This is a genomic window from Shinella yambaruensis, from assembly GCF_050859155.1.
Classification (GTDB): domain Bacteria; phylum Pseudomonadota; class Alphaproteobacteria; order Rhizobiales; family Rhizobiaceae; genus Shinella; species Shinella yambaruensis.
Window position 1 is genome coordinate 2,275,260 of the sequence record NZ_CP150638.1, and the last position, 26,619, is coordinate 2,301,878.

Sequence of the window (26,619 nt, forward strand, 5' to 3'; positions counted from 1 at the left end):
TTCGCTAGAGCCGCCAGGCGGACGTGATCGTCACGGACATGGTGTCACCCGGCATCGGCCTTTCGCGGCTGAAGGCCCGGAGGGTCTGGCCGTCGGCCAGGTCCAGCGTCACGCTGTAGCGCTCCCCCTCATAGAGCGATGAGCGCACACGCGCAGCGGCCCCCTCGCTGCCCAGCCTGACATCCTCCGGCCGGACCAGGACGTCGGCCGGAACCCCGCCGTCAGGCGCGGATGCGCCCAGCAGCATGCGAATCGCGTCCCAGTCGAGTTTCCGCGGCATTGCGGCGGGCACGGCAAGCGAGAGGATGGCGCCCCGCCCGATCAGGCTGCCGACAAGCCGGCCCTCGGGGCACGCATAAATCTCCTGCGGCGGCGCGACCTGCAGCAGCTCGCCCCGGGACATGACCGCGATGTCGGTGGCGAGCGCCATGGCCTCGCTCTGGTCATGCGTGACATAAACCATCGTCGCGCCGGAGCGGATATGGAACTCGCGAAACGTCTCCTCCATCTCCTGGCGCAGGTGCCGGTCGAGATTGGCGAGCGGCTCGTCGAGCAGCACGACGTCCGGCTGGGTGACGAGGCAGCGCGCGAGCGCGACACGCTGGCGCTGGCCGCCGGAAAGCTCCGCGGGGCGACGGTCGGCGAGATCGGCAAGGCGCACCGTATCGAGTGCCTCGACGATCCGGCGGCGATAGGCCTCCTTCGAAACGCCGCGCACCTTCAGCGGATAGCCGACATTGTCGGCGACGCTCATATGCGGCCACAGCGCATAGGACTGGAACACCATCGCCATGTTGCGCCGCTCGGGCGGCAGCGACTGGGCGGGATCGGCCAGGAGCCGCTCGCCGAGGAAGATCGCGCCGTCGCTCGGCGCCTCGAAGCCGGCGATCATCCGCAACACAGTCGTCTTGCCGCAGCCGGACGGGCCGAGCAGCGCGAGGAAACCGCCCTCGCGCACGTCGAGCGAAACGCGGCTTACCGCCGGCTGGCCGGTGCCGAAGTCCTTGCTGACATTGTTGAGGATCAGCTTCGCCACGGCACTGCCCCCTTCGGCAGGTGCTTCGCCATCGCCTCGAGCAGCAGCATCATGGCGACGACCATGAGGACCACGAGCACGGAAAGCGCGGAGGCAAGATCGGAGCCGCCGCTGTCGTCGAGATTGTAGATCACGACGCCGAGCGTCTGCGTGCCCGCGGACCAGAGCAGCGCCGAAACCGTCAGCTCGTTGCAGGCGATGAGGAACACGAGGATGACGGAAGCGCCCGCGGCGGGCGCGACGAGCGGTACCAGGATATCCTTGAGGCGCGTGAAGAAGCCTGCGCCGGCAAGGCGCGCCGCCTCCTCCAGCGCCGGATCGAGCTGGCGGTAGGCGCTGACGACGGGCTTCAGGCTGACCGCGAAGAAGCTCGCGAAATAGGCGACGAGGATGATCCAGATCGTGCCGTAGAGCGTCAAGTTGAAGACCGGCAGCGGGGCCGCGAAGACGAGGATGAACGCCACGGCGACGACGATGCCGGGGAGCGCATAGGGGATTTCGATCAGGCTCGCCACCATGCGCGATGCCGCATCCCGCCGGCGCGTCAGCATGTAGCCGGCAAGCACCGACAGGACGAGCAGGCCGATGGCGGTGACGGCGGCGAGGAACAGGGAATTGGCGAAGGCGGTCCGGGTGATCGCCTGCCGCAGCAGCACCTCCTCGAAGGCGTGGAAGGACAGGGTCTTAACTGTCAGCGGCACGCCATAGGCCGGCACCAGCGCGCCCGCGAGCAGCGCGAGGAAGGGCGCGACCAGCATGAAGAAGAGCAGGATCGCCAGCACGGGCAGGAAGACGAACCGCCACCGGCCGACGGGAAGGCATGCCGCCGCGCCGGACTGGCCGAGAATGCGGTAGTCGCGGCCGCCGAGCGCGTGCTCCTGCACGGCAAGCCCCGCCACCGAGATCAGCGCGATGACGCCGGAAAGCAGCGCGACTTCGCCGAAGGTGCGATCCGTGAAGGCCGCGAACTTGGTGAAGACGAGGGTCGAAAGGGTGTAGATCGACGCCGGAATGCCGAGGATCGCCGGGATGCCGAAATTGCCGATGCAGGAGACGAAGGCGATGGCGGCGCCCGCGATCATGCCGGGCAGCGCGAGCGGCAGGACGATGTCCCGGAACGTGCGCAGGGCCGAGGCGCCGGAAAGGCGCGCCGCCTCCATCCCGTCGCGGGGCACGTTCATCAGCCCCGCCCTGAGGGCGAGATAGACGAGCGGCGCATGCTGCACGCCGTAGAGCAGCGCGATCCCACCGACCGAATAGAGCGGCTGCGGCGAGCCGAGGGGCGGCGCGATGTGCAGCGCCTTCAGGAGCGGGCTCGATGGCCCGGACATCTGCACCCAGGCCAGCGCCGTCACCTGCGGCGGGATCATCATCGGCAGCACGAAGAGAAAGCCCAGCGTCCCCCGGCCCGGCATGTCGGTCAAGGTCAGCAGGAAGGCAAAGAGCGAACCGATCGCCAGCGAGATGAGGGTGCCGACGATGGCCGTGACCAGCGTGAAATAGGTCGCCGACCAGAGCGCGCGATCGGTGAGCACCGCGAAAGCACCGCCATCGGCAAACGCGGCGATGCCGGTCGCCGCCAGCCGCATGAGGGGCAGCACGCTGAGAAGGACGACCACGCTTGCGATAAGCGGAAACAGCCAGATGGGCTGGCTGCTTCCCGGACGAACATATCCGTACATGAAGGTGGCGGTGTGCCTCAGTTCGAGCCGAAATAGCCGGAGAACGTCTTCAGGTCCGCGTCGGTGTTCTTCAGCGCCTCAGCCGCATCGAGCGGCAGCACGCGGATCGTCTCGCGCGCCGGGAAACCGTCCGGCATGGCGATGCCGTTGCGGGCCGGGATGTAGCCGAGCTTGACGAAGCCTTCCTGGCCTTCGACCGAAAGAACGTAGTCGACGAATTTCTTGGCCGCCTCGGCATTCTTCGAGGATGCAAGGATGCCGACAGGCTCGGTGACGGCGGAAACGCCTTCGGCCGGGAAGACGAACGCGACCGGCGCGCCCTTCGCCTTTTCCCGGATCGGCATGTAGTCGACGACCATCCCATAGGCCTTCTCGCCCGAGGCGACGGCCTTCAGCACCGCGCCGTTGCCGCCCGCCGCCGTGGCGCCGTTTTCGGCGAGCGCCTTGTAGTAGTTCCAGCCGAGGCCGTCGACGGAGGCCAGCGTCTGGGCGTGGATGAGGGCGGCGCCCGAGGTCAGCGGGCTCGGCATGGTGGCAAGGCCCTTGGCCTCCGGCTTTGCAAGGTCCTGCCAGCGCACCGGCTTCATCGCCGCCGCGGTATTATAGACGATGCCGGTGGTGATCAGCTTGGTCGAATAGTAGTGGCCGTCCTTGTCGTAGAGGCTGGCATCGTAGTTGCCGGCTTCCGGCGAGAGATAGGCGAGCAGCTTGCCGTCCTGCTTCAAGCGCTCGAGCGTGACGGTGTCGGCGATCAGCAGCACATCGGCAACCGGATTGCCGGCCGCGATCTCTGCCTGGAGCTTGGCCATGATCTTCGGCGTGCCGTCGCGCACCCAGTCCACCTTGATGTCGGGATGGGCGGCCATGAAGCCGTCGACGGTCGCCTGCGCGTCCTCGTTCGGCTGGCTGGTGTAGAGCACGAGATTGGCGGCAGAAGCCGGCAGGGCAACGAAGCTGGCGGCGAGGAGAGCGGCGGCGGAGACAAGGGTTTTCATGGGAGCATCCTTCCGGGAACGTCATCGCTCCCTACGCCCGTCGCTTGACACCCATGTGACAGCCTTTGCAGTGCCCCGCCAAGCCCGTGACGCGATCGGGTGCCGGTCGTGAAACCCGCATCGAACCGAAAGTCCCCTGTTGACTGACGCCGGCAGCTCTGGACGAAAGCCATTCGATCCCGCTTTAACGGCGTGACGCGAAATTTTCTCCCGGACCGTAACGCACCGATCGGAAAACGATGCCAATCCATGAACTTGCGGCGCTCGGCGCCGCGACCTGCTGGGCCCTGACCGGATTGATCTCGGCCGGCCCCGCGGGCCATCTCGGCGCACCGGCCTTCAACCGGGCACGCCAGGTCTTCGTCACCGGTCTGCTGGCGCTCTACGTGCTGTTCACCGGCGTCTGGCGGGAGCTGGACATGGCGAGCGCCGGGCCGCTGCTCCTGTCCGGGCTGATCGGCATCTTCCTCGGCGACACGCTGCTCTTCGAAACGCTCAACCGTCTCGGCCCGCGCCGCTCCGGCATCCTCTTCGCCCTGAACGCGCCGATTGCCGCCCTGCTCGGGTGGCTGGTGCTGGGCGAAACCCTGTCGAGCCTCGCGGTGGCAGGCATCCTGCTGACGGCCGTCGGCGTGCTGCTGGCCATCGTCTTCGGCAAGCGCCGGGCGCAGATGCACCAATGGGAGGCGATCAAGGGGCCGCTTTCGGTCGGCGTGCTGCTGGGCATCGGCGCGGCGACGGGCCAGGCCATCGGCTCCATCCTCGCCCGGCCGGTCATGGCGACCGGCATCGATCCCTTCCTCGCCTCGCTGCTGCGCGTCGGCACCGCCGCCTTCTGCCTCAGCATCCTGCTCCAGCTGCCGATCCCCTCCGTGAAACCGAGGGGGCCGCTGACGCCGAACGTCGCGGCGATGACCGCGCTGACCGGCATCCTCGCGCTCGCCATCGGCATGACATTGCTGCTGTTCGCCCTTTCCGGCGGAAAGGTCGGCATCGTCTCGACGCTCTCCGCCACCTCGCCGGTGATGATCCTGCCCATGCTCTGGCTGAGGACCGGCGAGCGGCCTGCCGGCGGCGCCTGGGCCGGCGCGGCCCTCGTCGTCATCGGCATGGGGCTGATCTTCATGTGAAACGCGCGGAACGCACGGCGGAGGCGTCCCGCGGGCACATCGCAAGCCGGCTCAGCGGCCGTCCTTCGCCTTGAGGCCGGCGGCCGCGATAAGCTCCGTGAGCGTCCGCCGCAGCATCTCGTAGGGCGCGGTGGTCTCGATGGCCTTGTGATACAGGATCCCCGCATCGAAGCTCCAGATTTCGCGCGTCGTCTCCACCTGGCGAATGCCGATATCGCGGAAGCTCCCGAACAGCGGCGCGGCGAGGCAGGCGAGAAAATCGCCGCTGCGCACCAGTTCGACGACCGCCATGAGGGAACTCGATTCGACCGCGATCCGCGGCGGGCCTATTCCCAGCGACTTCAGGAAGGCGCTCAGGCGCTCGATGGCGTCCGTATCGGCCTGGTAGAGGACCCATTGGAACCGGGACAGATTGTTGAGGTCGAGGGGCGAGCGCTCGAAGATCGGATGGGCATCCCGCGCGAAGATCCCGCTCTGGATGGTGATGAGCGGCCGAAAGCCGATATGGTCCGGAAGCGCCGACAGGTCATGCGGGCTGGCCGAGACCACGAGGTCGATCTCGCCGGCGAAGAGCTTGGGGTGAATGACGGTGTTGACCCCGACATCGAGGGTCGTGCGGACGTCGGGGAAGCGCTGGTGCAGCCGCGTCAACGCCTTGGGCAGCAGCGTACCGCCCCAGAACGGCCCGCCGCCGATCCTCAGGTGCCCCCGGTGCCCGCTGCGCATCGCTTCCAGCTCGGACGAGGCAAAGCGGCATTCCGTATCGATCATCTGCGCATAACGCAGCAGCGTCTGCCCATAGATGGTAAGGGTGACGCCGCGCGTGTGCCTGTCGAACAGGGTTATCCCGCACTCCTCCTCGAGCCGCCGGATGTTCCGCGTCAAGGCCGGCTGGCTAAGTCCCATCTTCTCGGCAGCGGCCGTCACATTGCCCTCCCTCGCAACGGTCAGGAACGATCGCAGCAAGCCGATATTGCGCAGCAGGTCCATAACTCCTCCGTATGGCTTTCGAGCATTTAAGTATTATACGGCATGGCAAAGCTTCACTAGTGTCTGCCACACGAGGCAAGGCGATGCGGGGCGACATGGCGGAGAACCCGGAAGCGAAACGAAGCTGCTGCAGCCTGCCGCGCCGCGAAGGCGCCGGCAATGCACCGGCGCGAAACGGCGAGGCCCTGCCGGCGACGGCACCGGCGCCGGCGGACGTCGCCTGGTTCGACGCGGGCATCGCGACCGTCGGCACCGACAGGCCCGTCATCGATACGGACGGAGAGGGTCCGGCGCGCCAGGTGGCGGTGCGGGCGTATGGCCTGGACAGGCATGCCGTCACGAATGCGCGCTTCGCCCGTTTCGTGGCGGACACCGGCCATGTCACGGATGCGGAGCGTTTTGGCTGGAGCTTCGTCTTCAAGGACTTCGTCGCACCGGGAACCGTGACCAGCCAGCCGGTCGGCCTGCCCTGGTGGCATCGGGTCGACGGCGCGACATGGCGCCTGCCGGGCGGCCCCGGCGGCCCGCTCCGTGCGGATGACCGGCACCCGGTCGTCCACGTCTCCTGGAACGACGCACAGGCCTTTGCCCGCTGGGCTGGCGGCCGGCTGCCCTCCGAAGCCGAGTGGGAGCACGCCGCAAAAGCCGGCCGGGCGGAGATGCGGTATCCATGGGGGGATGAAGAGCCCGGCGACCGGGCCATCCACTGCAACATCTGGCAGGGCCGTTTCCCGCACATCAATTCCCTTGCCGACGGCTATGGCGGCACGGCGCCGGTGGACGCGTTCGAACCGAACCCCGCGGGCCTCTTCAACATGTGCGGCAATGTCTGGGAATGGTGTGCCGACGCGTTTCACGTCCAGCCGCTCACGCAGGCCGCGAAGGCGCGCAACGCGCTCGCAGGCCGGAATGCCGAGCGCCTTCTCAAGGGGGGCTCCTATCTCTGCCACATCAGCTACTGCTACCGCTATCGCATCGCCGCCCGCATGGGGCACAGCGCCGACACGTCGACGGGCCATATCGGCTTCCGCCTCGCCTACGACCGGCCCTGACATTCCTGCGCAGGTCGCCCGGGGCTCGTTCGCTGCCTGACGGCCTTTCCCTGTGCCTTCAGCGAGCGCGCGCCTCCTCTGCGCACCAGATCGTCCCGGAACAGCGTCCGCAGGTCGCGGAACGAGCGATAGCCGAGAACGCCCGCGAGGCGGGAGACGGTCGTCGCCGACACGCCGGCCCGCCGCGCGATCGACGAACATGTCCCGAAGGCCATGATATCCGGATGCTGCAGGGCGAAGTCCACCAGCAGGGCCAGTTGCCGTGGAAAGGCGGAACCGCTCGCCATGGCGAGGGCATGCAGCTCGCCCCAGGTCCGGGGAGGTTCGTGGCCAGGGTTCATGATCCGCTCCTTGCCTGGTGAAAACGGAGAAATGGGCATCAGGGCCGGCCCGGCATCCCGCGTGCCGGCCATGCGGCGCGGATCCGCGAGCGGACGCGAAATCCCCTGCCCTAGAGACGCCGCCCGCTTTGCGGATCGAAAAGGTGGATGCGGCCCGGATCGGGCGACAGCCGCACCATGTGCCCGGCCCGCACATCCAGGCGGTCGCGCGCGACGCAGGTGACCTCCTGCCCCGCGAGCCTTACGACGAGATAGGTTTCGGCCCCCGTCGGCTCCACCACGCAGACCTCCGCGGCAACGCCGTCTTCGCCGATGCCGATATGTTCGGGCCGGACGCCGTAGACCGCCCGCCGGCCGACCAGTTCCGGAGCCGGCGCGGCAAGCGGCAGCCGGACGTCGCCTGCGAGGAACCCGTCGTCGCGGATCTCTCCCGTCAGAAAATTCATTGCCGGCGAACCGATGAAGCCGGCGACGAACATGTTGACGGGACTGTCATAAAGCGCCAGCGGCGCACCGACCTGCTCGACGACGCCGTCGCGCATGACGACGATCTTGTCGGCCATCGTCATCGCCTCCACCTGATCATGCGTCACATAGACGGTGGTCGTTCCGAGGCGCTGGTGCAGGCTCTTGATTTCCGCCCGCATGGAAACGCGCAGCTTCGCGTCGAGATTGGAAAGCGGCTCGTCGAACAGGAACACCTTGGGGTCGCGAACGATCGCCCGCCCCATCGCGACGCGCTGGCGCTGGCCGCCGGAAAGCTGGCGCGGATAGCGCTCCAGAAGCGTGTCGAGGTTGAGGATACGCGCCGCCCGCTCCACCTTGCCCTGGATTTCGCGCTTGTCCGTGTTCTTGAGCTTCAGCGCGAAGCCCATGTTCTCCGCCACGGTCATGTGGGGATAGAGCGCGTAGTTCTGGAAGACCATCGCGATGTCGCGGTCCTTGGGGGGCAGCTCGTTCACGACGGTCTCGGCGATCCGTATCGTGCCGCCGCTGATCTCCTCAAGGCCCGCAAGCATGCGCAGGAGGGTCGACTTGCCGCAGCCCGACGGACCGACAAGCGTGACGAACTCCCCGTCGTCGATCTGGATGGAAACGCCGTGCAGGGCCTTGAGCGTGCCGTAGGACTTCTGGACGTTGTGAATTTCGACCGAGGCCATCGTTGTGACTCTCCTTGACAGTCTGAAAGGGGAGCCGGTCCCAACCGGGAACCGGCCCGATGGCGGCGACAGATCAGCCGGCGGCAAGGCTCGGGTGCTGCCCGCGCTCGACATAGATGCCGACCGTCACGTCCCACGGGATGACGCCCACCCGGGCCGCCCAGGCCTGCCACCGGGCCGCAAGGTCGGCGACGATATCGGGATTGTCCGCCGCAAGGTCGACGAGCTCCGTGCGGTCGGCCGCAAGGTCGTAGAGCTCCCAGCCGTTCGGCTCTTCGCGCACGAGCTTCCAGCGCCCGACCCGGATCGCGGCATTGCCCGTATGCTCCCAGTAAAGCGGTGCTTCAAGCAGCGACCCGCCGCGCAGGAGCGGCAGCAGGCTCCGCCCCTCCAGCGGCGCGACCGCGCGGCCGAGCGCCGGCGGCGGATAGCTGGCGCCGGTCACGTCCAGGATCGTCGGCGCGATGTCGACGAGCTGCGCCGGCGCATCGAGGATCGCCCCGTCCGCAAACCCGCCGGCCGGCCAGTGCACGATCAGCGGCGTCGCGATCCCGCCTTCGTGCACCCAGCGCTTGTAGAAGCGGAACGGCGTGTTGGAGAGGTTCGCCCAGGCGCGGCCATAGCTCGAATAGGTGTCTTCGGCGCCCGGAACGATGTCCGGCGTGTTGCCAACGCGCATCGGCCTGCCGTCACGCGTCGCCCGCGGCAGGATGTCGGCCCGCTGCATAAAGGTCTCGACATCGAACTGGGGCAGGTCCTCCGGCGAGGCGCCGTTGTCGGAAAGGAAGACGAACAGCGTGTTCTCGAACGTGCCGCTCGCCTTGAGCGCCTCGACGATCCGGCCGATGCCGCGATCCATGCCTTCGATCTGGGCCGCATAGGCCTGCATGCGCTTGGCCTGCCACGCCTTGTGTTCCTCGGCCGTCCAGGCCGGCTGCGTTGGATCGCGCTCGCTGAGCGTGGTGTCGGCCGGCAGGATGCCTTCCGCAACGAGGCGCTCCATGCGCTTTTCGCGCAGCGCATCCCAGCCCTCGTCGAAGCGGCCCTCGTAGCGGGCGATGTCCTCGTCGGGCGCATGCAGCGGCCAATGCGGCGCGGTGAAGGCGGCGTAGAGGAAGAAGGGATTGCCGGCGGCCGCCTGCTCCGCGATGAAATCGGCACCATGGGCAGCGATGGCGTCCGTGTAGAAGAAGCCGGGATCCAGCGCTTCCGCCGAGGCGTCGCTCTCCCCGCGCGTCAGCGTGCCGGGGGCGTAGAAGCTGCCGCAGCCGGTCAGCGTGCCGAAGAAGCTGTCGAAGCCGCGGCGTGTCGGCCAGGTGTCGTTCGGCGTGTGCATGTCGGTCGCCAGATGCCACTTGCCCGACAGGCATGTCGCATATCCGGCCGCCTTCAGCATTTCCGCCAGCGTCGCGCAACGGCCGTTGAGGTTGCCGGGATATCCGCGCGGCAGGTCATTGTTCGTGAGGACGCCGATCCCCGTCTGGTGCGGGTGAAGGCCGGTCATCAGCGAGGCGCGCGAGGGGCTGCAGCGCGCGGTGTTGTAGAACTGCGAAAAACGAGCGCCGTTGCGCGCAAGGCCATCCAGATGCGGCGTGGATATTTCTCCGCCATAGCAGCCGAGATCGGAAAAACCCATGTCATCGGCAAGGACAAGGACGATATTGGGACGCTTGGTCATCGATGCTCTCTCAGTTGGTTGCGCCACCGATCGCTCGGGTGGCGGATTCCGGAGCATTTCCGGTGAACCGGAGCTCACCGGAAATGCTCCGGATTCTTGTTTTTCCGCATTATCCGGCGCCGAAGCGGCTTCGCTTCGGCTGGAAATGCTCCAGGCACGTCAGGATCGTTCCGCCGGCCCGGGGGCCGGCAGTCGCAGGTGTTCGAAATCTCCGTTCCGGAGCCGTCCTGTTCACGCGGCCCGCCGCACCACGGCGGGCTGCATGACGAGATCAGCCCTCGCTACTTCGCAAAGCCGCTTGCCTTGGCGATGTCCGCAAGCTTTGCCTGCAGGCCGTCGAGCGCCGCGGCGACCTCCACCTCGCCCGAGCCGATCTGGCCGATGACTGGCTCGACGGCCTCGAGCATCTGGGCGGCAAAGACGTATCGGATCGAGCCGCGGGCCAGGGGCGCGGAATCGCGCGCCGCTTCCATGATCGGCCGGAGCGCGCCGGCGCCCGAGACGTCGATGTCCTTGCGCGTCGGAATGCCGCCCGCGCCGGCAAAGACCTCCTGCTGCTTCTTTTCCAGCATCCAGACGATGAACTCGGCGGCCCGGCGCTGGCGCTCCGGCGCCTGACCGGCCGGAACGCAGAGGGACCACACGCCGCTTGCCGGAACCGGCTGGTCGAGCGATCCCGCCGGCACGACCGCATAGCCGCATTTTCCGACGACGGAGGAGCGGGATTCATCTTCGAGCTGCGGCATGCCGGCCGCCACGAAATGTCCCTGCAGGGCCTGGCCGCTCTGCATGAGCGCGATGCAATCCGCCTGCCCGACCGTCTGCGGCCGGGACGGCCCCAGTTCCAGAAGGCGGCGGAAGGTCGTCGCCGCGGCCTTTGCCGCCTCGCTGTTTATCGCCGGCACGAGCGAGCCGCCGTCGGCGGTGAACCAGTCGGCGCCGAAGCCGTAGAGCACATGCATGAACTCGTAGCTGACCGACTGGCCGCCCGTCGTCGGCTGGCCGCGCGTGACATAGCCGTACCGGACCTCGCCGGCCTCCACTGCCTTCTTCCCGTTCTCGATCGCCTCGTCCCAGGTGCGCGGCACCTGCAGGCCCAGCTTGTCGTAGATGTCCTTGCGGTAGACGAAGAGATCGACATTGCCGTTGATCGGCAGGCCCATCACCTGCCCGCCGGCCACGCCCAGCCTTTGCTGCCTGTCCCACAGCGGCAGGTTGTCATAGGTCAGGATGTTCGGATCGAGCGCATAGCCTTCGATGATCTCGTCGATCGGCTTGATCCAGCCGTTGTCGTAGAACTGGCCGGTCCACGGCTCGTCGAGCTGGAAGATGTCGAAGGCGGCGTTCTTGCTCTGGATCGCGTTGGTCATCTGGGTGCGCATGCCGCCATAGGGGAACGGCCGGAAGGTGATCTTCACGCCCTTTTCCGCCTCATAGGCCGCAGCCGCCTTCTGATAGGCCGGCAGCCAGGGCGTCGTGCCGGTCAGCACGATCAGCTCCCTGACCTCGGCGGCGGCCGCCCCCCATGCCGGAAGGCCTGCCACGCCCGCCGCGCCCGCGGCGGCGATCCCCTTGAGAACCTGGCGCCGGGATAGGGGCAGGCGCATGGTTTCGGTTTGCTTGATCATCTGTTCCTCCCTGAGATCAATCTGTTGCATTACTTGACGGAGCCGCGCGTCATGCCGGCGATGATGCGCTTGCTGGCGAGCACGCTCGCAATCATGATCGGCACCACGGCAAGGCTGCCGACGGCCGAGAGCTGGCCCCAGCGGACCTCGTAGGGCTGCACCAGCGATGCGATGCCCACGGAGAGCGGCGAGGTCGTGCCGCCGGACGTCATCGTCAGCCCCATGAGAAACTCGTTCCACGTCATGATGGCCGTGAAGAGCGAGCTGGTGATCAGGCTCGGCGTGACGAGCGGCAGCATAATTGTCCAGAAGGATCGCGCCTCGCTTGCGCCGTCGATGGAGGCCGCCTCCTGCAGGGCGGGCGGGATCTCGTCGAAGCCGATCTTCATGAGCAGCGTGGCGAACGGCAGGTTGAGGATCGTGTTGAGGATGATGAGGCCGGCGAGCGATCCGAGGAGCCCCGTCTGGATCAGCGTCACGTAGAAGCCCGGCACGAGCGCCATCGGCGGCAGCATCGGGACCACGGCGCAGGAGGCGCCGACCGTGGCGGTCAGCCACCACGGCAGCCGCAGCTTGGAAAGGCCGTAGGCCGCAAGGGTGGAGGCGATGCCGCACAGGACGACCGTTCCCGCCACGATGACGAGGCTGTTGGCGAGCTGCGCGCGGAAGGGCTGGTCGTCCGCCAGGATGGCGGTCACGTTGTCCAGCGTCAGGTCCAGCTCCCAGAACATGGAGATGATCGCCCGGTCCGACTGGAAGGAAAGCACGATCATCCACGCGATGGGGGCGATGAAGAGCAGCAGCAGCAGCGCCAGGACGGCATCGCAGGTGAGGTCGGCGAGATCCTTGCGCCGGCGCAGCCGCGCGTCGGCAAGGATCCCTGTCTTGATGGCATGGCTGCCGGCGGTCATGCTTCCACCTCACGCGTTGCAGAAAAGGGCCGGATGGCGCGCAGGTGCCTGATGAGCATGCCCGCGCCGATGGCGAGCGACATCAGCGCCACGAGCAGAACGCTGAAGGCGGAGCCGTAGCCGTAGTTCAACTGGTCGAAGAAGACGTCGCGGATATGCAGCGAGACCAGCGTCGTGGCGCCGTTCGGGCCGCCTGCCGTCAGGAGGTACATCTCGTCGAACGCCTTCACGCCCATGATCGCCCGGATGAAGACCGTTCCGATGATCGCCGGCATCAGCATGGGGATCTTGATGTAGCGGATCACCTGCCACTCGTTGGCGCCGTCGCAGCGCGCCGCCTCGATGGCCTCCTCGTCGACCGCGCAGAGCGCCGTGTAGAGCATGAGGAAGGCGACCGGCGTCCAGTGCCAGACGTCGACGATGATGATGGCGACGATCGCGCCGGCCTCCGTGCCGAGCCAGTCCTGGGTCGGCAGCCGCACGGTATCGAGCAGCTTGTTGAGCACGCCGATGTTCGGGCTGAGGATCAGGAGCCAGATGAGGCTTACCACGACGGGCGCCACGATTGCCGGCCACAGAAGGACGACCTGCGAGATGCGGTTGAGCCGCCTGCTGCGCTGGACGAGCAGCGCCAGCACCAGGCCGAGGACGACCGAAAGGACGACGGTCGCGACCACGAAGAGAGCCGTGACTGCCAGCGAGTACATGGCCAGCTCGTTGGCGAGGATCTCGCGAAAATTGTCGAACCCGGCCGGCTGCCAGACGAACTCCCCCGCCTCGATGCGCAGATGGGAGAAAGCCATGAGAACGACCTGTGCCCAGGAATAGCCGCCGATCCCGACGATCAGGACGAGAAAGGGAAGCGTGGTGGTCTTCGCGAAGACGCTGGACCGCCGCCAGAATGTCAACGCCATGTCGTCAGATACCCCTGCCGCGCTCGGGCGACCCCGTCGCCGCGCGTTCCGGGCAGTCTCCCGCCCATGGCAGGCTTACGCCGCCGTCCGGACATTTCATCTCCTCCCAGATTATGTTCCACCTGATCCTTGCGCCATCTCAGCCATAAACTGAAATGCTTTCTTCTTTAAAATCCATAACCAAGGCGCATGGCGACGGCAGGGCATCGCCGACCGCGAACCGCGCGGCACCGCGATCCGGACGGAACTTCGCAGGTCGCTTTGCGGTTACCTTCGAAAGCTGATTCCGTTTGCGGGAGAGATGTCATGAATCGTATTGTTCCGGCCGTTCTGGCCTGCTGTGTCCCGATGCTGTTTCCCACGGGGACGAGCGCCAGCGAGGAGCGGTTTCTGGACAGCCTCGCGGGCGACTATGCCGGACAGGGCCAGGTCCGCCTGCGCACGGACAGAAAGCCGATCACCGTCAGTTGCACATTCGCCTCGACCACGTCGGGCGATTCATTGTCGCTGAAGGGGCGGTGCCGCGGACTGGTCGTCGTGTCGAGGGCCGTCGGCGTCGATCTCAAGGTTTCCGGCGGAACGTACCGCGGATCCTACATCGGAGCCGGTTCCGGACCGGCGTCGCTTTCCGGCCGGCGCAAGGGCGAGGCGCTCAATCTCACCATCGGCTGGGCAAAGAAGGTGAACGGCGATCGCCGCGCCAATCTCTCCGTGGCGAAGGCCGGAAACGACGGCCTGACGCTCACGACGACGGACCGCGACCCCTCGTCGGGCAAGATGGTGACGACAAGCCGGATCACGCTTCAGCGCCGGTAAGCGCAGAAAAGGGCCATCGGCCGGCCGGCATGGACCGGCTGGCGACTGGTTCTAGTCCTCGGGGCCGTAGCCCGGCATCCTGTAGATCGTATCGGACCGCTGCTGAATGTCCGGCACGAAGACCCTCGCCATCCATTCCTCGTCCTTGACGTCCTCGATCGCCACCGACACGAGGTCTTCGCCGCACCCCAGCGATGCCGTTACGGCCTGGGTGAGCGCTTCGGCAAGCGCCCTCTTCTGCTCCTCGCTACGCCCCTCGATCATCTTGAGGATCACATGCGGCATCCTCGCCTCCCCGCTGAAACCTGCCGGCCGTCTTTGGAAACCTTCACGGCCATTGCTTTGCCCATTCCTTCAACTCCGCCCTCGCCTTTTCCGGCCATTCCGTCACCGGGGCGGGAAACACCGCGATCCGTTCGCCATGCGGCTTCCAGGCCGCATAGGCGCGGCGGTCGCTCGAGGACAGGTAGATCAGACCCGCCTCGTCAAGGCATGCGTGCGGACGGCACGCGGTGCCGACGAAATCGTCCCCCTTAAACTGTCCGCTTCCGACACCGGCCATCAATTGCTGGAACTGCGTGAAATCCGAGCCGAGCACCATCTTGAAGCTTGCCGCGATCTCGGCGTTGTTGAAGGCGTCGGACGGGTGCGTGAAGGTGCGCTCCCGCAGGTTGCTCCAGCCGCGCGCCTCGTCCGGCTGGAAGGCCACGGGCGCAAGCGGCGTCATGCCGCGATCGACGCTCCACTGCCATCGCTCCGTATCCCGCCCCGGAACGCTCGCCGTCGAAAACAGCAGCGTCGAGCCCTCCACCGCGTGCGACACGGGCGTGCAACTGTCCAGGGGACCGTCTATCCTCGGCGCGCCCTTATCGGGAAACGACAGCACGAAGGGAGCCCCCTCGCAGGCATTGCCTCCGACCGAGCTCGTGCCGACCACCACGACCGTCCCGTCGAAGGCATAGACGTCGTCCAGGAAGATGATCGCATTCGTGTGCAGCTCCCGGCCATCGACGGCGAGCACTTTCTCGAAGTCCCGCTCCTTGATCTCGATCGTGCGGCCCGCGATCTTCTCCAGCTCCACCGCATTGGCGGATACGGCAAGGCCGGCAAGCCAGCCGACCAGGGAAAATGTGAGAATCAACCGTCGCGTCATGAAAACCTCCTGCACTTTGCGCGCAGGCTAGGCGGCGCGGCTGTCGATCGCAACCGGGCAATCCGTTTTCGCGAACGCCATGAACGGCGACGTTCGCCGTCGCGGCTACCCCTGCCGCGCTGGGCGCCCCGCTCTGTCATGTCGCGCAGGCTCAATGGCCGGCTGAAAGCCGCGGGCCGGCCGATCTTCCGTCCTGCCGGCGTTTCAGACCGTCAGATGTTGACGCGCCTCCGGTTCGTCGAGCGTCGCGGCGGCGCCTTCGTGTACGATCGAGCCCCGGTCCATGATATAGACGTGATCGGCAAGCTCGCGGCAGAAGTCGAGATACTGCTCGACGAGCAAGATGGCCATGCCGGTGGAATCGCGCAGGTACCGGATCGCCCGGCCGATGTCCTTGATGATCGACGGCTGGATGCCTTCGGTCGGCTCGTCGAGCACGAGGATTTTCGGACGCGTCACCAGCGCGCGGCCGATGGCGAGCTGCTGCTGCTGGCCGCCCGAAAGATCGCCGCCGCGCCGGCCGAGCATGGTGTGCAGCACCGGGAAGAGGCTGAAGATCTCGTTCGGGATGAAGCGCTCCGAACGCTTCAGCGGCGCGTAGCCGGATTCGAGGTTCTCCCGGACGGTGAGCAGCGGGAAGATTTCGCGCCCCTGCGGCACATAGCCGATGCCCTCCCTGGCGCGACCATAGGGCGCCATGCCGTCGAGCTTCACGCCGTTGAAGGCCACCGAGCCCGAGGAGAGCGGGTGCTGGCCGGTGATGGCGCGCAAGAGGCTCGATTTTCCGACGCCGTTGCGGCCGAGCACGCAGGTGATCCTGCCCGTCTCGGCCGTGAGCGAGATGCCGCGCAGCGCCTGGGCGGCGCCGTAGTGGAGGTTGGCGTTTTCGACGGTCAGCATGCGGGGGTTCCCCTGGTGTCGGCGGCCTTGGCACCCCCCTCTGCCCTGCCGGGCATCTCCCCCACAAGGGGGGAGACTGGATGGGGCGAGGCCTCGCCCATTACGAACGTCGCGTGGGAGCAAAGCTTCTGCCACTTGCCGATCTCCCCCCTTGAGGGGGAGATGCCCGGCAGGGCAGAGGGGGGTAGCGCCGCAGCGAATTCCAGCGACAGGAACACCGAATACACCCTCACCTCCCCAGATAGTTCTCGATGACCTTCTGGTCGGCGCTGACGAAATCGATCGAGCCCTCCGCCAGAACCGAACCTTCCGCAAGGCACGTCACCTTGACGCCGAGGTCGCGGATGAAGCCCATGTCGTGCTCGACCACCACCACCGAGCGGGTCTTGGCGATCTCCTTCAAAAGGATCGCCGTCTCCGCCGTCTCGGCGTCCGTCATGCCGGCGACGGGTTCGTCGACCAGCAGCAGTTCCGGCTCCTGCGCCAAGAGCATGCCGATCTCCAGCCATTGCTTCTGGCCGTGGCTGAGGTTGGCGGCGAGGTCGTCCTTGCGGTTGGTCAGGCGCACGGTCGAGAGGATTTCCTCGATACGGGCCTTGTCCTCCGCGGTCAGGCGATAGAACAGCGTCGAGAAGACGCCGCGGTCGCGGTTGAGCGCCAGTTCCAGATTGTCCCACACGGTGTGGCTCTCGAAGACCGTCGGCTTCTGGAACTTGCGGCCGATGCCGAGCTGGGCGATCTCCGCCTCGTCCTTCTGGGTGAGGTCGATCGCGCCCTTGAAGAAGACCTCGCCGGCATCCGGCCGGGTCTTGCCGGTAATGATGTCCATCATCGTCGTCTTGCCCGCGCCGTTCGGGCCGATGATGGCGCGCAGCTCGCCGGGCTCGATGACGAAGGAGAGCGAGTTCAGCGCCTTGAAGCCGTCGAAGGAGACCGAGACGCCGTCGAGATAGAGGATGCTGGTGGGTTTTGCATTGCTTGCGAGCGTGTTCATGCCGGTCACTCCGCCGCCTGGGGTTCTGCCGCCGCGAAGGCGCGCGCTTCTTCCACCGCCTTCGCCTTGCGATATTCCCGGCGCCGCTCGACGAACTGGCGCACGGTGCCGACGATGCCCTTCGGCAGGAAGAGCGTGACGAGGATGAAGAGGCCGCCGAGCGCGAAGAGCCAGAATTCCGGGAAGGCGGCGGTGAAGACGCTTTTGCCCCCGTTGACGAGGATCGCGCCGACGATCGGGCCGATCAGCGTGCCGCGCCCGCCGACCGCCGTCCAGATGACGACCTCGATGGAGTTCGCCGGATCGAATTCGCCGGGATTGATGATGCCGACCTGCGGCACATAGAGCGCGCCGGCAACGCCCGCCATCATGGCCGAAACCACGAAGGCGAAGAGTTTGACATGCTCGACCCGGTAGCCGAGGAAGCGCGTGCGGCTTTCCGCATCGCGCACGCCGACGAGGATCTTGCCGTATTTCGAGCGCACGATGCCGGAGGTGATCACCAGCGAGAGGGCGAGCGCGACGGCGGAGGCGGCGAAGAGCGCGGAGCGCGTGCCCTGCGACTGGATGTTGAAGCCCAGGATGTCCTTGAAGTCGGTGAGGCCGTTGTTGCCGCCGAAACCCATGTCGTTGCGGAAGAAGGCGAGCAGCAGGGCGAAGGTCATCGCCTGGGTGATGATCGAGAGATAGACGCCGTTGACGCGCGAGCGGAAGGCGAACCAGCCGAAGACGAAGGCGAGCAGGCCCGGCGCCAGCACCGCCATCAGCGCGGCGAACCAGAACATGTCGAAGCCATGCCAGAACCAGGGCAGTTCCTTCCAGTTGAGAAAGACCATGAAATCCGGCAGCAACGGATTGCCGTAGGAGCCCCGCGCGCCGATCTGGCGCATCAGATACATGCCCATGGCATAGCCGCCGAGCGCGAAGAAGGCGGCGTGTCCCAGAGAGAGGATGCCGCAGAAGCCCCAGACGAGATCGAGCGCCAGCGCCAGCAGCGCATAGGTGAGGTACTTGCCGAACAGCGAGACGATATAGGTCGGCACATGCAGCGGGTGATCGGGCGCCGTCAGAAGATTCAGCGCGGGCACGAGGGCGGCGAGCGTGAGCAGGATCGCGACCGTGACGACGATGTTGCGCCCGAGGGCCTTTGCGAGAAACGAGGTGATCATGCTTCCACCGCCCTGCCCTTGAGTGCGAAGAGCCCGCGCGGCCGCTTCTGGATGAAGAGGATGATGAGCACGAGCACGAGGATCTTTCCGAGCACCGCGCCGGCATAGGGCTCCAGCACCTTGTTGAGGATGCCGAGCGAGAAGGCGCCGACCAGCGTGCCCCAGAGATTGCCGACCCCGCCGAAGACCACGACCATGAAGCTGTCGATGATGTAGCCCTGGCCGAGGTTGGGCGAAACGTTGTCGATCTGCGAGAGCGCGACGCCGGCGATGCCCGCGATGCCCGAGCCGAGCGCGAAGGTGAGCGCGTCGACCCACGGCGTCCTGATGCCCATCGAGGAGGCCATGCGGCGGTTCTGGGTGACGGCGCGCATCTGCAGGCCCATCGGCGTCTTCTTCAGGAGGAAGAGCAGGAAGGCGAAGACGGCGAGCGAGAAGAGGATGATCCACATGCGGTTCCAGGTGACCGTGAGGCCGCCGAGCTCGAAGGCGCCGGACATCCAGGACGGGTTGCCGACCTCCTGGTTGGTCGGGCCGAAGATCGAACGCACGGCCTGCTGGAGGATCAGCGAGACGCCCCAGGTGGCGAGCAGCGTTTCGAGCGGTCGGCCGTAGAGGAAGCGGATGATGCCGCGCTCCATGACGAGGCCGACCGCGCCGGTGACGAGGAAGGCGAGCGGCAGGGCGATGGCCAGCGACCAGTCGAACAGGCCGGGAAAGGAGGTGCGGATGACCTGCTGCACGACGAAGGTCGTGTAGGCCCCGAGCATGACCATCTCGCCATGCGCCATGTTGATGATGCCCATCACGCCGAAGGTGATGGCAAGGCCGATGGCGGCGAGCAAGAGCACCGAGCCGAGCGACAGGCCGTACCAGATGTTCTGGCCGGCGGCCCAGAGCGCAAGCTGGTCCTCGATCTGCTGGATGCCGATCTCGATATCGGGACGCAGGCTTTCGTCGGCGGAGGCGAGCGCGGCGGAGAGCAGCGAAAGCGAATCCCGCCCGCCGGTCTGGGCCACCGTGGCGACGGCCGCCTTCTTCTCCGCCACGGGGCGGTCGGACACCAGGATGGCGGCGGCGCGGGCCTTTTCGAGCACCGCCTTCACCGCGCCGTCGGTTTCCGCGGCAAGCGCCGTCTCCACGCCATCGAGCGCGTCGGCGGTCGGCGTGCGCAGGATCGTGCCGGCGGCTTGAAGACGCACGGAAGTATCGGGGCTCATCAGCGTCAGCCCGCCGAGCGCGCCGCGGATGACCCGGCGCAAGCCGTTGTTGACCTTGACCTTTTCCAGCGCGGCCTTGGCCTCCTCGCCAACCTCGTCGCCGGTCAGCGCGTCGATCAGCTTGAAATTGGCGCCGGCCGGCTTGACGATGAACACGGTGCCATCGGCCTTGCGCTGGTAGAGATCGCCCTCGGCAAGCGCTTCGAGCGCCGGCACGATCTTGGGGTCGCCCGTCTTCGCCAGCGCCTCGACCTGCTTCTGGTTCTGCTGGAAACTGCCGCCGCCGAGCGCGTTCATCATGGCACGCAGGTCGTCCGCGGCCCGGAGGTCGGTCGCCATCAGGCAGACGGCGACGATGAGGCATTGCAGGAAACGATGGATGAGCCGCGCTTGCATCTCATGGCCTCGAAGCGTTGGGTGATGTGGCCATCCCGAACGTCGGGATGGCGGTTCGTCGGGAAGACCCTCTCTGCCTGCCGGGCAATGGCATGTGGCAGGACGATGCCGCATCCCCTTCTCCCCCGGGGGGAGAAGGTGGCCCGAAGGGTCGGATGAGGGGGTGAGACGAGTGGATCATTTTGATCTTTCGCGCCTGCGACCTCCCCCTCATCCGCCTGCCGGCACCTTCTCCCCCCAGGGGAGAAGGAGAATCGTGGCGACGGTTACATTCCATAAGCGATTGCCCTGCCCTTGAGGGAGAGAACCAGGGAAACTTGCACTTTCAGCTTGAGGAGAAGGGTTTTCCGTCCTTCCCTCTCAACCCCTCAGATCACGACCCCTTGCCGCCGCACTTGCCGGTGGCGACGTTGAAGTTGCCGCATTCCATGGGCTTGCGCCAATCGGCGATCAGGTCCTTGGAGTCCGGCAGGAAGTCCGACCACTCGTCGCCGACGACGAGGCCGGAGGTCTGCCAGACGGTCTCGAACTGGCCGTCGGCCTGGATTTCGCCGATCAGCACCGGCTTGGTGATGTGGTGGTTCGGCATCATGGTGGAATAGCCGCCCGAAAGGTTCGGCACGGAGACGCCGATCATCGCGTCGAGCACGGCGTCCGTATCGGTCGTGCCGGCCTTTTCCACGGCCTTCAGCCACATGTTGAAGCCGATGTAATGGGCTTCCATCGGGTCGTTGGTGACGCGCTTGTCGTTCTTGGTGAACGCCTTCCACGTCTTGATGAACTCGGCGTTGGCCGGGTTGTCGACGGACTGGAAGTAGTTCCAGGCGGCGAGATGCCCGACCAGCGGGCCGGTGTCGAGGCCGGCAAGCTCTTCCTCGCCGACCGAGAAGGCGACGACCGGGATGTCCTCGGCCTTGACGCCCTGGTTGCCGAGCTCCTTGTAGAAGGGAACGTTGGCGTCGCCGTTGATGGTCGAGACGACGGCGGTCTTCTTGCCGGCCGAGCCGAATTTCTTGATGTCGGAGACGATCGTCTGCCAGTCCGAGTGACCGAAGGGCGTGTAGTTGATCATGATGTCCTCGGGCTTCACGCCCTTGGAGATCAGGTAGGCTTCGAGGATCTTGTTGGTGGTGCGCGGATAGACGTAGTCCGTACCCGCAAGCACCCAGCGCTCGACTTCCTCGTTCTCCATCAGGTAGTCGACGGCGGGGATCGCCTGTTGGTTCGGCGCCGCGCCCGTGTAGAAGACGTTGCGCTGGCTCTCCTCGCCCTCGTACTGCACGGGGTAGAAGAGGATCGAGTTCAGCTCCTCGAAGACCGGCAGGACGGACTTGCGCGACACTGACGTCCAGCAGCCGAAGACGGCCGAGACCTTGTTGACCGAGACCAGCTCGCGGGCCTTTTCGGCGAAGAGCGGCCAGTCGGACGCCGGATCGACGACGACGGCTTCGAGCTTCTTGCCGAGCAGGCCGCCCTTCTTGTTCTGCTCCTCGATGAGCATCAGCATGGCGTCCTTGAGGGTGGTCTCGGAAATCGCCATGGTTCCGGAAAGCGAATGCAGGATGCCGACCTTGATCGTGTCGTCGGCCGCGAACGCGCCATGGAAGGCCGTCGTCGAGAGAATGGCTGCGAGCAGTGCGCCGGTGGCGCGCGCCTTGATGGACATGGTCTGAACCCCTCTGTTCTTTTGACCGCAACGGGGCGGATTGGTTTTTTAGCCGTTGCTGGAGGGGACTATCGGCCGGGCATGCTGCGCTGCACATACGTCATATTGCGTAGATGGGAGGGAGAAGCGGGAAGTTTTTGCGGCGCAGCAGGAATTTCGGGGGCGGTACATGTGTGCTACGAAAGGTCAGTGTGTTGGGCGGGCACCGCCCTCTCCTCCGTCATCCTCGGGCTTGACCCGAGGATCCAAGCCGCGGGTGCCGTGTGGATCCTCGGGTCAAGCCCGAGGATGACGGAGAGTGGGGACATGGCGCGCCACAACGCACCCAAAGAGGGCCGGGTGAACACGGCCCACCAGACAACCGAGGGGAACGACAGCAACACATGGCCGCACGCCAGCGCATCATCCCGATCCGCCGCGAATACAATCGCTGGGTCGCCAACCAGACGCTGGAGGACTATGCGCTGCGCTTCACCGCCAAGAGCGCGCGGCGCTTCTCGTCGGACCGCATCTCGCAGACGGCCATCGGGGCGATCTCCTTCCTCGCGCTGGAGGCCATCGGCGGCGCGATCACCATGTCCTACGGCACGACCAACGCGCTTGCCGCCATCCTCGTCGCCAGCCTGATGATCCTCCTCGTCGGCCTGCCGATCAGCCGCTACGCCATCCGCCACGGCGTGGATATCGACCTTTTGACGCGCGGCGCGAGCTTCGGCTATATCGGCTCGACGCTGACCTCGCTGATCTATGCGAGCTTCACCTTCATCCTCTTCGCCATCGAGGCGTCGATCATGTCCGGCGCGCTGGAGCTGGCGCTCGGCATACCGCTCTGGATCGGCTACATCATCTCCTCCGTGGTGGTGATCCCGCTGGTCACGCACGGCGTGCAGCTCATCTCGCGCTTCCAGCTCGTCACCCAGCCGTTCTGGATCGTGCTCAACATCCTGCCCTTCGTCTTCATCGCCCTCGCCGACTGGGAAAAGGTCGGGGCGTGGCTCGCCTATTCGGGCCTCAATCATCCCTCCGGCCCGCCCGGCACCTATGCGCCCTTCACCCTCGTTGAGTTCGGCGCGGCCTCGGCGGTCATCTTCGCTCTGATGGCGCAGATCGGCGAGCAGGTCGACTTTTTGCGCTTCCTGCCGCCGGACGGGCAGAGGAAGCTGCACCACCGCATCGCCGTCTTCCTCGCCGGCTCCGGCTGGGTCATCGTCGGCGCGCCGAAGCTGATCGCCGGTTCCTTCCTCGTCGTGCTGGCGCTCTCGACAGGCGTGCCCTCGACGCGCGCGGCCGATCCGGCGCAGATGTACTACACCGCCTTCGGCTACATGCTGCCGTGGGATAGCGCAGCGCTGCTGCTGATGGTCGCCTTCGTGGTGGTCTCGCAGCTGAAGATCAACGTGATGAACGCCTATGCGGGCTCGCTCGCCTGGTCGAATTTCTTCTCGCGCCTGACGCACAGCCATCCCGGCCGCGTCGTCTGGCTGGTCTTCAACGTGGCGATCGCGCTGCTCCTGATGGAGCTCGGCATCTACCGGCTGCTGGAGGAAACGCTCGGCGTCTTCTCCATCGTCGCCATGGCCTGGCTCTGCACCATCTCGGCGGACCTCTTCGTCAACAAGCCGCTCGGGCTTTCGCCGCCCGGCATCGAGTTCAAGCGGGCGCATCTCTACGACATCAACCCGGTCGGCCTCGGCGCGATGAGCTTTTCCGCCGTCGTCGCCCTCGTCGCGCATTTCGGCGCGTTCGGCGAAATCCCCGCCTCGCTCGCGCCCTATATCGCGGCGCTCGCGGCCTTCCTCGCCTCGCCGCTGATCGCCTGGGGGACGGGCGGCAAATACTACCTCGCGCGAAAGCCGCGCCGCAGCTGGGCGCAACGCGACACCATCACCTGCTCGATCTGCGAACACCCGTTCGAGCCGGAGGACATGGCCTGGTGCCCTGCCTATGCTGCGCCGATCTGCTCGCTGTGCTGTTCGCTCGACAGCCGCTGCCACGACCTCTGCAAGCCGAAGGCGCGCTTCAACGCGCAGGTCGCGGGCGTCGCCAAAACCATCCTGCCCGAGCCGGTGACGACGGCGCTCGCCACCCGCCTCGGCCGCTACGGCATCGCGACGGCCCTGTCGATCACCGGCATGGGCGTCATCCTCGCGATGATCGCCCACCAGGTCGGCACCGGCTCGCCGGAGACGGCGGCGGTGGTGGAGCGCACGATCGCCGTGGTCTTCTTCGTCTTCGCCGTGGTGGCCGGCGTCGTCTGCTGGTTCTATGTGCTGGCGCATGACAGCCGCGTGGTCGCGGAAGAAGAATCCTCGCGACAGACGACGCTTCTCCTGAAGGAAATCGCCGCGCACAAGAAGACGGACGCCGCGCTTCAGCAGGCGAAGGAGACGGCGGAAGCGGCGAACCGCGCCAAGAGCCGCTACGTCGTCGGCCTCAGCCATGAATTGCGCACGCCGCTCAATGCCGTGCTCGGCTATGCGCAGGTGCTGGAGCGCGACGAGAGCATCCCGCCGCAGCGCCAGGGCGCGATCCGCGTCATCAAGCGCAGCGCGGATCACCTTTCCGGCCTCATCGACGGCCTGCTCGACATTTCCAAGATCGAGGCGGGAAAGCTTCAGGTCTATTCGAACGAGATCAACATCCACGATTTCCTCGACCAGATCATCGAAATGTTCCGCCCGCAGGCGCAGGCCAAGGGCGTCGCCTTCACCCATGAGCGCGCGAAAAACCTGCCGGCCTATGTGCGTACCGATGAAAAGCGCCTGCGCCAGATCCTTGTGAACCTCATCTCCAATGCGCTGAAATTCACCGACAGCGGCACGATCCGCCTCGACGTCTCCTATCGCAGCCAGGTCGCCACCTTCACGGTAGCCGACAGCGGCCGCGGCATCCTCGAAAAGGACCTTTCCCGCATCTTCGAGCCCTTCCAGCGCGGCGATGCCGAACACGGCAGCATGCCGGGCCTCGGCCTCGGCCTCACCATCACGCGCCTGCTCACCCAGACGCTCGGCGGCGAGATCGCCGTGACGAGCGAGCGCGGCAGGGGCACGGAATTCCGCGTGCGGCTGATGCTCTCGGCCGTCGACCGCCCGACGGCGCCGAAGGTGCGCCACATCAAAGGCTATACGGGGCGGCGGCGCACCATCCTCGTCGTCGACGACAATGCCGACCACCGCAACCTGATGGAGGAGGTGCTGCGGCCGCTCGATTTCACCGTGCTGACGGCGAAGGGCGGCGCGGAATGCCTCGCCCTCGTCGAGGGGCTGAGGCCGGACCTCTTCCTCATCGACATCTCCATGCCGGGCATGAACGGCTGGGAACTGGTGGAGCGGCTGCGCGCCCTCGGCCAGCCCGGCCCGGTCGTCATGCTCTCGGCCAATATCGGCGACGGCTCGGCCGCCGCCTCCGAGACCGGGCACAACGACACGCTGGCCAAGCCCTTCGACCTGCGCCAGCTTACCGACAAGCTCGCGCTCCACATGGGGCTCGAATGGACCTACCATGGCGAGGCACGGGCGGAGGAACCGGCGCGCAGCCATATCGTCATCCCGGAACGGGACGATGTGGAGGAGTTGATCCGGCTCGGCGAGATCGGCTATGTGCGGGGCATAGAGGCGAAACTGGCCGAAATCGCCCGCACGCCGAAACACCAGCCCTTCACGGAGGCGGTGCGCGCCTATGTGCAGGTGTTCGATCTTGCCGGCTACGACGCCTTCCTGAAAACCATGGACCCGGAGAAAGGACGCCGCCCGTGACGGAACCGGCCACCCCGCGCGACATCGTCCTGCTCGTCGACGATTCCCCCGAAGCGCTCGGCTTCCTGACGGAGGCACTGGAGCAATCCGGCTTTTCCGTGCTCATCGCCACATCCGGCATGGCGGCGCTCAACATCGTCGACCGCATCACGCCCGACATCATCCTGCTCGACGCCGTCATGCCAGGCATGGACGGGTTCGAGACCTGCCTGAAGCTGAAGGCCAACCCGGCCGTCAGCCCCGTGCCCGTCGTCTTCATGACCGGCCTCACCGAGACGGAGCACGTGGTGCGGGCGCTGGAGGCCGGCGGCGTCGATTACCTTACCAAGCCGATCAACATCGACGAACTGCGCGCCCGCATCCGGGTGCATCTCTCCAACGCCCGCTCCGCCCAGAGCGCGCGGGTGGCGCTCGATGCGGCGGGCCGGCACCTGCTGGCCGTCAGCGGCGAGGGAAAGATCCGCTGGTCGACGCCGCAGGCGACGCGCCTCGTCAACGCCGCGACGGGCAGCGACGACGGCCTAGACGCGGTCTCGACCCATATCAACGCCTGGATGAAGACCCGCGGCACCGCGCGCGAAAACAGTTTCGCGATCCGCCAGGCGGGCCAGGCAAGCCTGCAGCTCGCCTTTCTCGGCGCGATCGGCGCGGACGAATATCTCTTCCGCCTCACCGCCGAAAACCGGCTTTCCGAGGACGAGGTGCTGCGCCAGCATTTTGCGCTGACGCACCGCGAATCCGAGGTGCTGCTGTGGATCGCCAAGGGCAAGTCGAACCGGGATATCGGCGAGATCCTCGGCCTCAGCGCCCGCACGGTGACCAAGCACCTCGAACAGATCTACGTGAAGCTCGGCGTGGAAAACCGCGCCTCGGCGGCGGTGAAGGCCGCCCATGTGCTGCACGAGGTCTGACGACGGACAGGCGGCTTCCCGTGCGCCATGAGCTGGGCCGATGGCCAGAAAATCGAACCTAGGGTGAGCTGGCCGTCGGTGCGCTCCGCCGCCATGGGCGAAACGGATCGCCATTCCGGCCA

At 66.5% G+C, this 26,619-nt stretch carries 22 protein-coding genes; 5 read left to right on the forward strand and 17 right to left on the reverse strand.

All coding sequences use genetic code 11. The features are described 5' to 3' along the window. Positions 1 to 4 precede the first annotated feature (4 nt). The 3 genes from WMC41_RS11225 to WMC41_RS11235 are packed head-to-tail and all read right to left on the reverse strand — an operon-like array spanning position 5 to position 3,713. Positions 5 to 1,036 carry an ABC transporter ATP-binding protein gene (locus tag WMC41_RS11225; protein WP_432348195.1) on the reverse strand — a complete coding sequence of 344 codons (1,032 nt, stop codon included), beginning with the start codon at positions 1,034 to 1,036 and terminating at the stop codon, positions 5 to 7. After that, a complete protein-coding gene (locus WMC41_RS11230; RefSeq protein WP_432348197.1) occupies positions 1,024 to 2,718 on the reverse strand; it encodes an ABC transporter permease in 1,695 nt (564 codons plus the stop codon). Before WMC41_RS11230 ends, WMC41_RS11225 begins: the two co-directional genes overlap by 13 nt. Positions 2,719 to 2,735: 17 nt before the next feature. Continuing rightward, entirely contained in the window at positions 2,736 to 3,713 is a 978-nt protein-coding gene (locus WMC41_RS11235; RefSeq protein ID WP_432348198.1) for an ABC transporter substrate-binding protein, read from the reverse strand. Between the two features lie 239 nt (positions 3,714 to 3,952). Here WMC41_RS11235 and WMC41_RS11240 point away from each other — a divergent pair, with 239 nt between their 5' ends. Beyond that, complete coding sequence (locus WMC41_RS11240) at positions 3,953 to 4,843, forward strand: DMT family transporter (protein WP_432348199.1); 891 nt, start codon at positions 3,953 to 3,955, stop codon at positions 4,841 to 4,843. Positions 4,844 to 4,894: 51 nt separating this feature from the next. On the opposite strand, the gene WMC41_RS11245 is transcribed toward WMC41_RS11240, so the two are convergent. Then, complete coding sequence (locus tag WMC41_RS11245) at positions 4,895 to 5,833, reverse strand: LysR family transcriptional regulator (protein WP_432348201.1); 939 nt, start codon at positions 5,831 to 5,833, stop codon at positions 4,895 to 4,897. Between the two features lie 83 nt (positions 5,834 to 5,916). Here WMC41_RS11245 and WMC41_RS11250 point away from each other — a divergent pair, with 83 nt between their 5' ends. After that, positions 5,917 to 6,885 (forward strand): formylglycine-generating enzyme family protein, encoded by a 969-nt coding sequence (locus WMC41_RS11250; protein ID WP_432348202.1) that lies wholly within the window; start codon positions 5,917 to 5,919, stop codon positions 6,883 to 6,885. Here WMC41_RS11250 and WMC41_RS11255 read toward each other — a convergent pair. The 6 genes from WMC41_RS11255 to WMC41_RS11280 form a co-directional block, all read right to left on the reverse strand. Next, on the reverse strand, positions 6,870 to 7,298 hold the full coding sequence (locus WMC41_RS11255; RefSeq protein WP_432348204.1) for a MurR/RpiR family transcriptional regulator: 429 nt from the start codon (positions 7,296 to 7,298) through the stop codon (positions 6,870 to 6,872). The genes WMC41_RS11250 and WMC41_RS11255 overlap by 16 nt on opposite strands. 38 nt (positions 7,299 to 7,336) lie before the next feature. Further along, positions 7,337 to 8,386 (reverse strand): ABC transporter ATP-binding protein, encoded by a 1,050-nt coding sequence (locus WMC41_RS11260; RefSeq protein WP_432348205.1) that lies wholly within the window; start codon positions 8,384 to 8,386, stop codon positions 7,337 to 7,339. Positions 8,387 to 8,459: 73 nt separating this feature from the next. Continuing rightward, positions 8,460 to 10,064 carry an arylsulfatase gene (locus tag WMC41_RS11265; protein ID WP_432348207.1) on the reverse strand — a complete coding sequence of 535 codons (1,605 nt, stop codon included), beginning with the start codon at positions 10,062 to 10,064 and terminating at the stop codon, positions 8,460 to 8,462. Between the two features lie 281 nt (positions 10,065 to 10,345). Beyond that, a complete protein-coding gene (locus WMC41_RS11270) occupies positions 10,346 to 11,692 on the reverse strand; it encodes an extracellular solute-binding protein (RefSeq protein ID WP_432348209.1) in 1,347 nt (448 codons plus the stop codon). Between the two features lie 29 nt (positions 11,693 to 11,721). Continuing rightward, entirely contained in the window at positions 11,722 to 12,603 is an 882-nt protein-coding gene (locus WMC41_RS11275) for a carbohydrate ABC transporter permease (RefSeq protein ID WP_432348211.1), read from the reverse strand. After that, positions 12,600 to 13,517, reverse strand: a complete 918-nt coding sequence (locus tag WMC41_RS11280) for a carbohydrate ABC transporter permease (RefSeq protein ID WP_432348212.1) — start codon at positions 13,515 to 13,517, stop codon at positions 12,600 to 12,602. Before WMC41_RS11280 ends, WMC41_RS11275 begins: the two co-directional genes overlap by 4 nt. 306 nt (positions 13,518 to 13,823) lie before the next feature. Between WMC41_RS11280 and WMC41_RS11285 the strand changes: the two genes are divergently transcribed. Further along, positions 13,824 to 14,333, forward strand: coding sequence for a hypothetical protein (locus tag WMC41_RS11285; RefSeq protein WP_432348214.1), 510 nt, complete (start codon positions 13,824 to 13,826; stop codon positions 14,331 to 14,333). A gap of 51 nt (positions 14,334 to 14,384) precedes the next feature. Here the strand turns inward: WMC41_RS11285 and WMC41_RS11290 are convergent, their stop codons facing one another. The 7 genes from WMC41_RS11290 to urtA all read right to left on the reverse strand — a co-directional run bounded on the left by WMC41_RS11290 (position 14,385) and on the right by urtA (position 21,831). Continuing rightward, positions 14,385 to 14,618, reverse strand: a complete 234-nt coding sequence (locus WMC41_RS11290) for a tautomerase family protein (RefSeq protein WP_244769471.1) — start codon at positions 14,616 to 14,618, stop codon at positions 14,385 to 14,387. Between the two features lie 43 nt (positions 14,619 to 14,661). Beyond that, the gene (locus WMC41_RS11295; RefSeq protein WP_432348215.1) at positions 14,662 to 15,486 is read right to left on the reverse strand and encodes a hypothetical protein; all 825 of its coding nucleotides are present in this window, start codon (positions 15,484 to 15,486) and stop codon (positions 14,662 to 14,664) included. 204 nt (positions 15,487 to 15,690) lie between these two features. After that, on the reverse strand, positions 15,691 to 16,386 hold the full coding sequence (gene urtE / locus WMC41_RS11300) for an urea ABC transporter ATP-binding subunit UrtE (protein WP_244769469.1): 696 nt from the start codon (positions 16,384 to 16,386) through the stop codon (positions 15,691 to 15,693). A 229-nt stretch (positions 16,387 to 16,615) separates the two neighbouring features. Beyond that, entirely contained in the window at positions 16,616 to 17,380 is a 765-nt protein-coding gene (urtD, locus tag WMC41_RS11305; protein ID WP_288077918.1) for an urea ABC transporter ATP-binding protein UrtD, read from the reverse strand. A 5-nt stretch (positions 17,381 to 17,385) separates the two neighbouring features. Beyond that, the gene (urtC, locus tag WMC41_RS11310; RefSeq protein ID WP_432348217.1) at positions 17,386 to 18,549 is read right to left on the reverse strand and encodes an urea ABC transporter permease subunit UrtC; all 1,164 of its coding nucleotides are present in this window, start codon (positions 18,547 to 18,549) and stop codon (positions 17,386 to 17,388) included. Then, complete coding sequence (gene urtB, locus WMC41_RS11315; RefSeq protein WP_432348219.1) at positions 18,546 to 20,165, reverse strand: urea ABC transporter permease subunit UrtB; 1,620 nt, start codon at positions 20,163 to 20,165, stop codon at positions 18,546 to 18,548. Before urtB ends, urtC begins: the two co-directional genes overlap by 4 nt. 373 nt (positions 20,166 to 20,538) lie before the next feature. Then, the gene (gene urtA / locus WMC41_RS11320) at positions 20,539 to 21,831 is read right to left on the reverse strand and encodes an urea ABC transporter substrate-binding protein (protein ID WP_244769466.1); all 1,293 of its coding nucleotides are present in this window, start codon (positions 21,829 to 21,831) and stop codon (positions 20,539 to 20,541) included. A gap of 383 nt (positions 21,832 to 22,214) precedes the next feature. On the opposite strand from urtA, the gene WMC41_RS11325 reads away from it, so the two are divergent. Both WMC41_RS11325 and WMC41_RS11330 read left to right on the forward strand, forming a co-directional pair. Continuing rightward, entirely contained in the window at positions 22,215 to 25,586 is a 3,372-nt protein-coding gene (locus WMC41_RS11325; RefSeq protein WP_432348221.1) for a hybrid sensor histidine kinase/response regulator, read from the forward strand. Continuing rightward, positions 25,583 to 26,497 (forward strand): response regulator, encoded by a 915-nt coding sequence (locus tag WMC41_RS11330; RefSeq protein WP_432348223.1) that lies wholly within the window; start codon positions 25,583 to 25,585, stop codon positions 26,495 to 26,497. The genes WMC41_RS11325 and WMC41_RS11330 overlap by 4 nt, the downstream gene beginning before the upstream one ends. Positions 26,498 to 26,619: the final 122 nt, after the last annotated feature.

Excerpts from the sequence above, each read along its gene's own strand:
- WMC41_RS11230 (WP_432348197.1), bottom strand. The coding sequence starts at position 2,718 with ATGTACGGATATGTTCGTCCGGGAAGCAGCCAGCCCATCTGGCTGTTT.
- WMC41_RS11235 (WP_432348198.1), bottom strand. The coding sequence starts at position 3,713 with ATGAAAACCCTTGTCTCCGCCGCCGCTCTCCTCGCCGCCAGCTTCGTT.
- WMC41_RS11240 (WP_432348199.1), top strand. The coding sequence starts at position 3,953 with ATGCCAATCCATGAACTTGCGGCGCTCGGCGCCGCGACCTGCTGGGCC.
- WMC41_RS11245 (WP_432348201.1), bottom strand. The coding sequence starts at position 5,833 with ATGGACCTGCTGCGCAATATCGGCTTGCTGCGATCGTTCCTGACCGTT.
- WMC41_RS11250 (WP_432348202.1), top strand. The coding sequence starts at position 5,917 with ATGCGGGGCGACATGGCGGAGAACCCGGAAGCGAAACGAAGCTGCTGC.
- WMC41_RS11255 (WP_432348204.1), bottom strand. The coding sequence starts at position 7,298 with ATGGCCGGCACGCGGGATGCCGGGCCGGCCCTGATGCCCATTTCTCCG.
- WMC41_RS11260 (WP_432348205.1), bottom strand. The coding sequence starts at position 8,386 with ATGGCCTCGGTCGAAATTCACAACGTCCAGAAGTCCTACGGCACGCTC.
- WMC41_RS11265 (WP_432348207.1), bottom strand. The coding sequence starts at position 10,064 with ATGACCAAGCGTCCCAATATCGTCCTTGTCCTTGCCGATGACATGGGT.
- WMC41_RS11270 (WP_432348209.1), bottom strand. The coding sequence starts at position 11,692 with ATGATCAAGCAAACCGAAACCATGCGCCTGCCCCTATCCCGGCGCCAG.
- WMC41_RS11275 (WP_432348211.1), bottom strand. The coding sequence starts at position 12,603 with ATGACCGCCGGCAGCCATGCCATCAAGACAGGGATCCTTGCCGACGCG.
- WMC41_RS11280 (WP_432348212.1), bottom strand. The coding sequence starts at position 13,517 with ATGGCGTTGACATTCTGGCGGCGGTCCAGCGTCTTCGCGAAGACCACC.
- WMC41_RS11285 (WP_432348214.1), top strand. The coding sequence starts at position 13,824 with ATGAATCGTATTGTTCCGGCCGTTCTGGCCTGCTGTGTCCCGATGCTG.
- WMC41_RS11290 (WP_244769471.1), bottom strand. The coding sequence starts at position 14,618 with ATGCCGCATGTGATCCTCAAGATGATCGAGGGGCGTAGCGAGGAGCAG.
- WMC41_RS11295 (WP_432348215.1), bottom strand. The coding sequence starts at position 15,486 with ATGACGCGACGGTTGATTCTCACATTTTCCCTGGTCGGCTGGCTTGCC.
- urtE (WP_244769469.1), bottom strand. The coding sequence starts at position 16,386 with ATGCTGACCGTCGAAAACGCCAACCTCCACTACGGCGCCGCCCAGGCG.
- urtD (WP_288077918.1), bottom strand. The coding sequence starts at position 17,380 with ATGAACACGCTCGCAAGCAATGCAAAACCCACCAGCATCCTCTATCTC.
- urtC (WP_432348217.1), bottom strand. The coding sequence starts at position 18,549 with ATGATCACCTCGTTTCTCGCAAAGGCCCTCGGGCGCAACATCGTCGTC.
- urtB (WP_432348219.1), bottom strand. The coding sequence starts at position 20,165 with ATGCAAGCGCGGCTCATCCATCGTTTCCTGCAATGCCTCATCGTCGCC.
- urtA (WP_244769466.1), bottom strand. The coding sequence starts at position 21,831 with ATGTCCATCAAGGCGCGCGCCACCGGCGCACTGCTCGCAGCCATTCTC.
- WMC41_RS11325 (WP_432348221.1), top strand. The coding sequence starts at position 22,215 with ATGGCCGCACGCCAGCGCATCATCCCGATCCGCCGCGAATACAATCGC.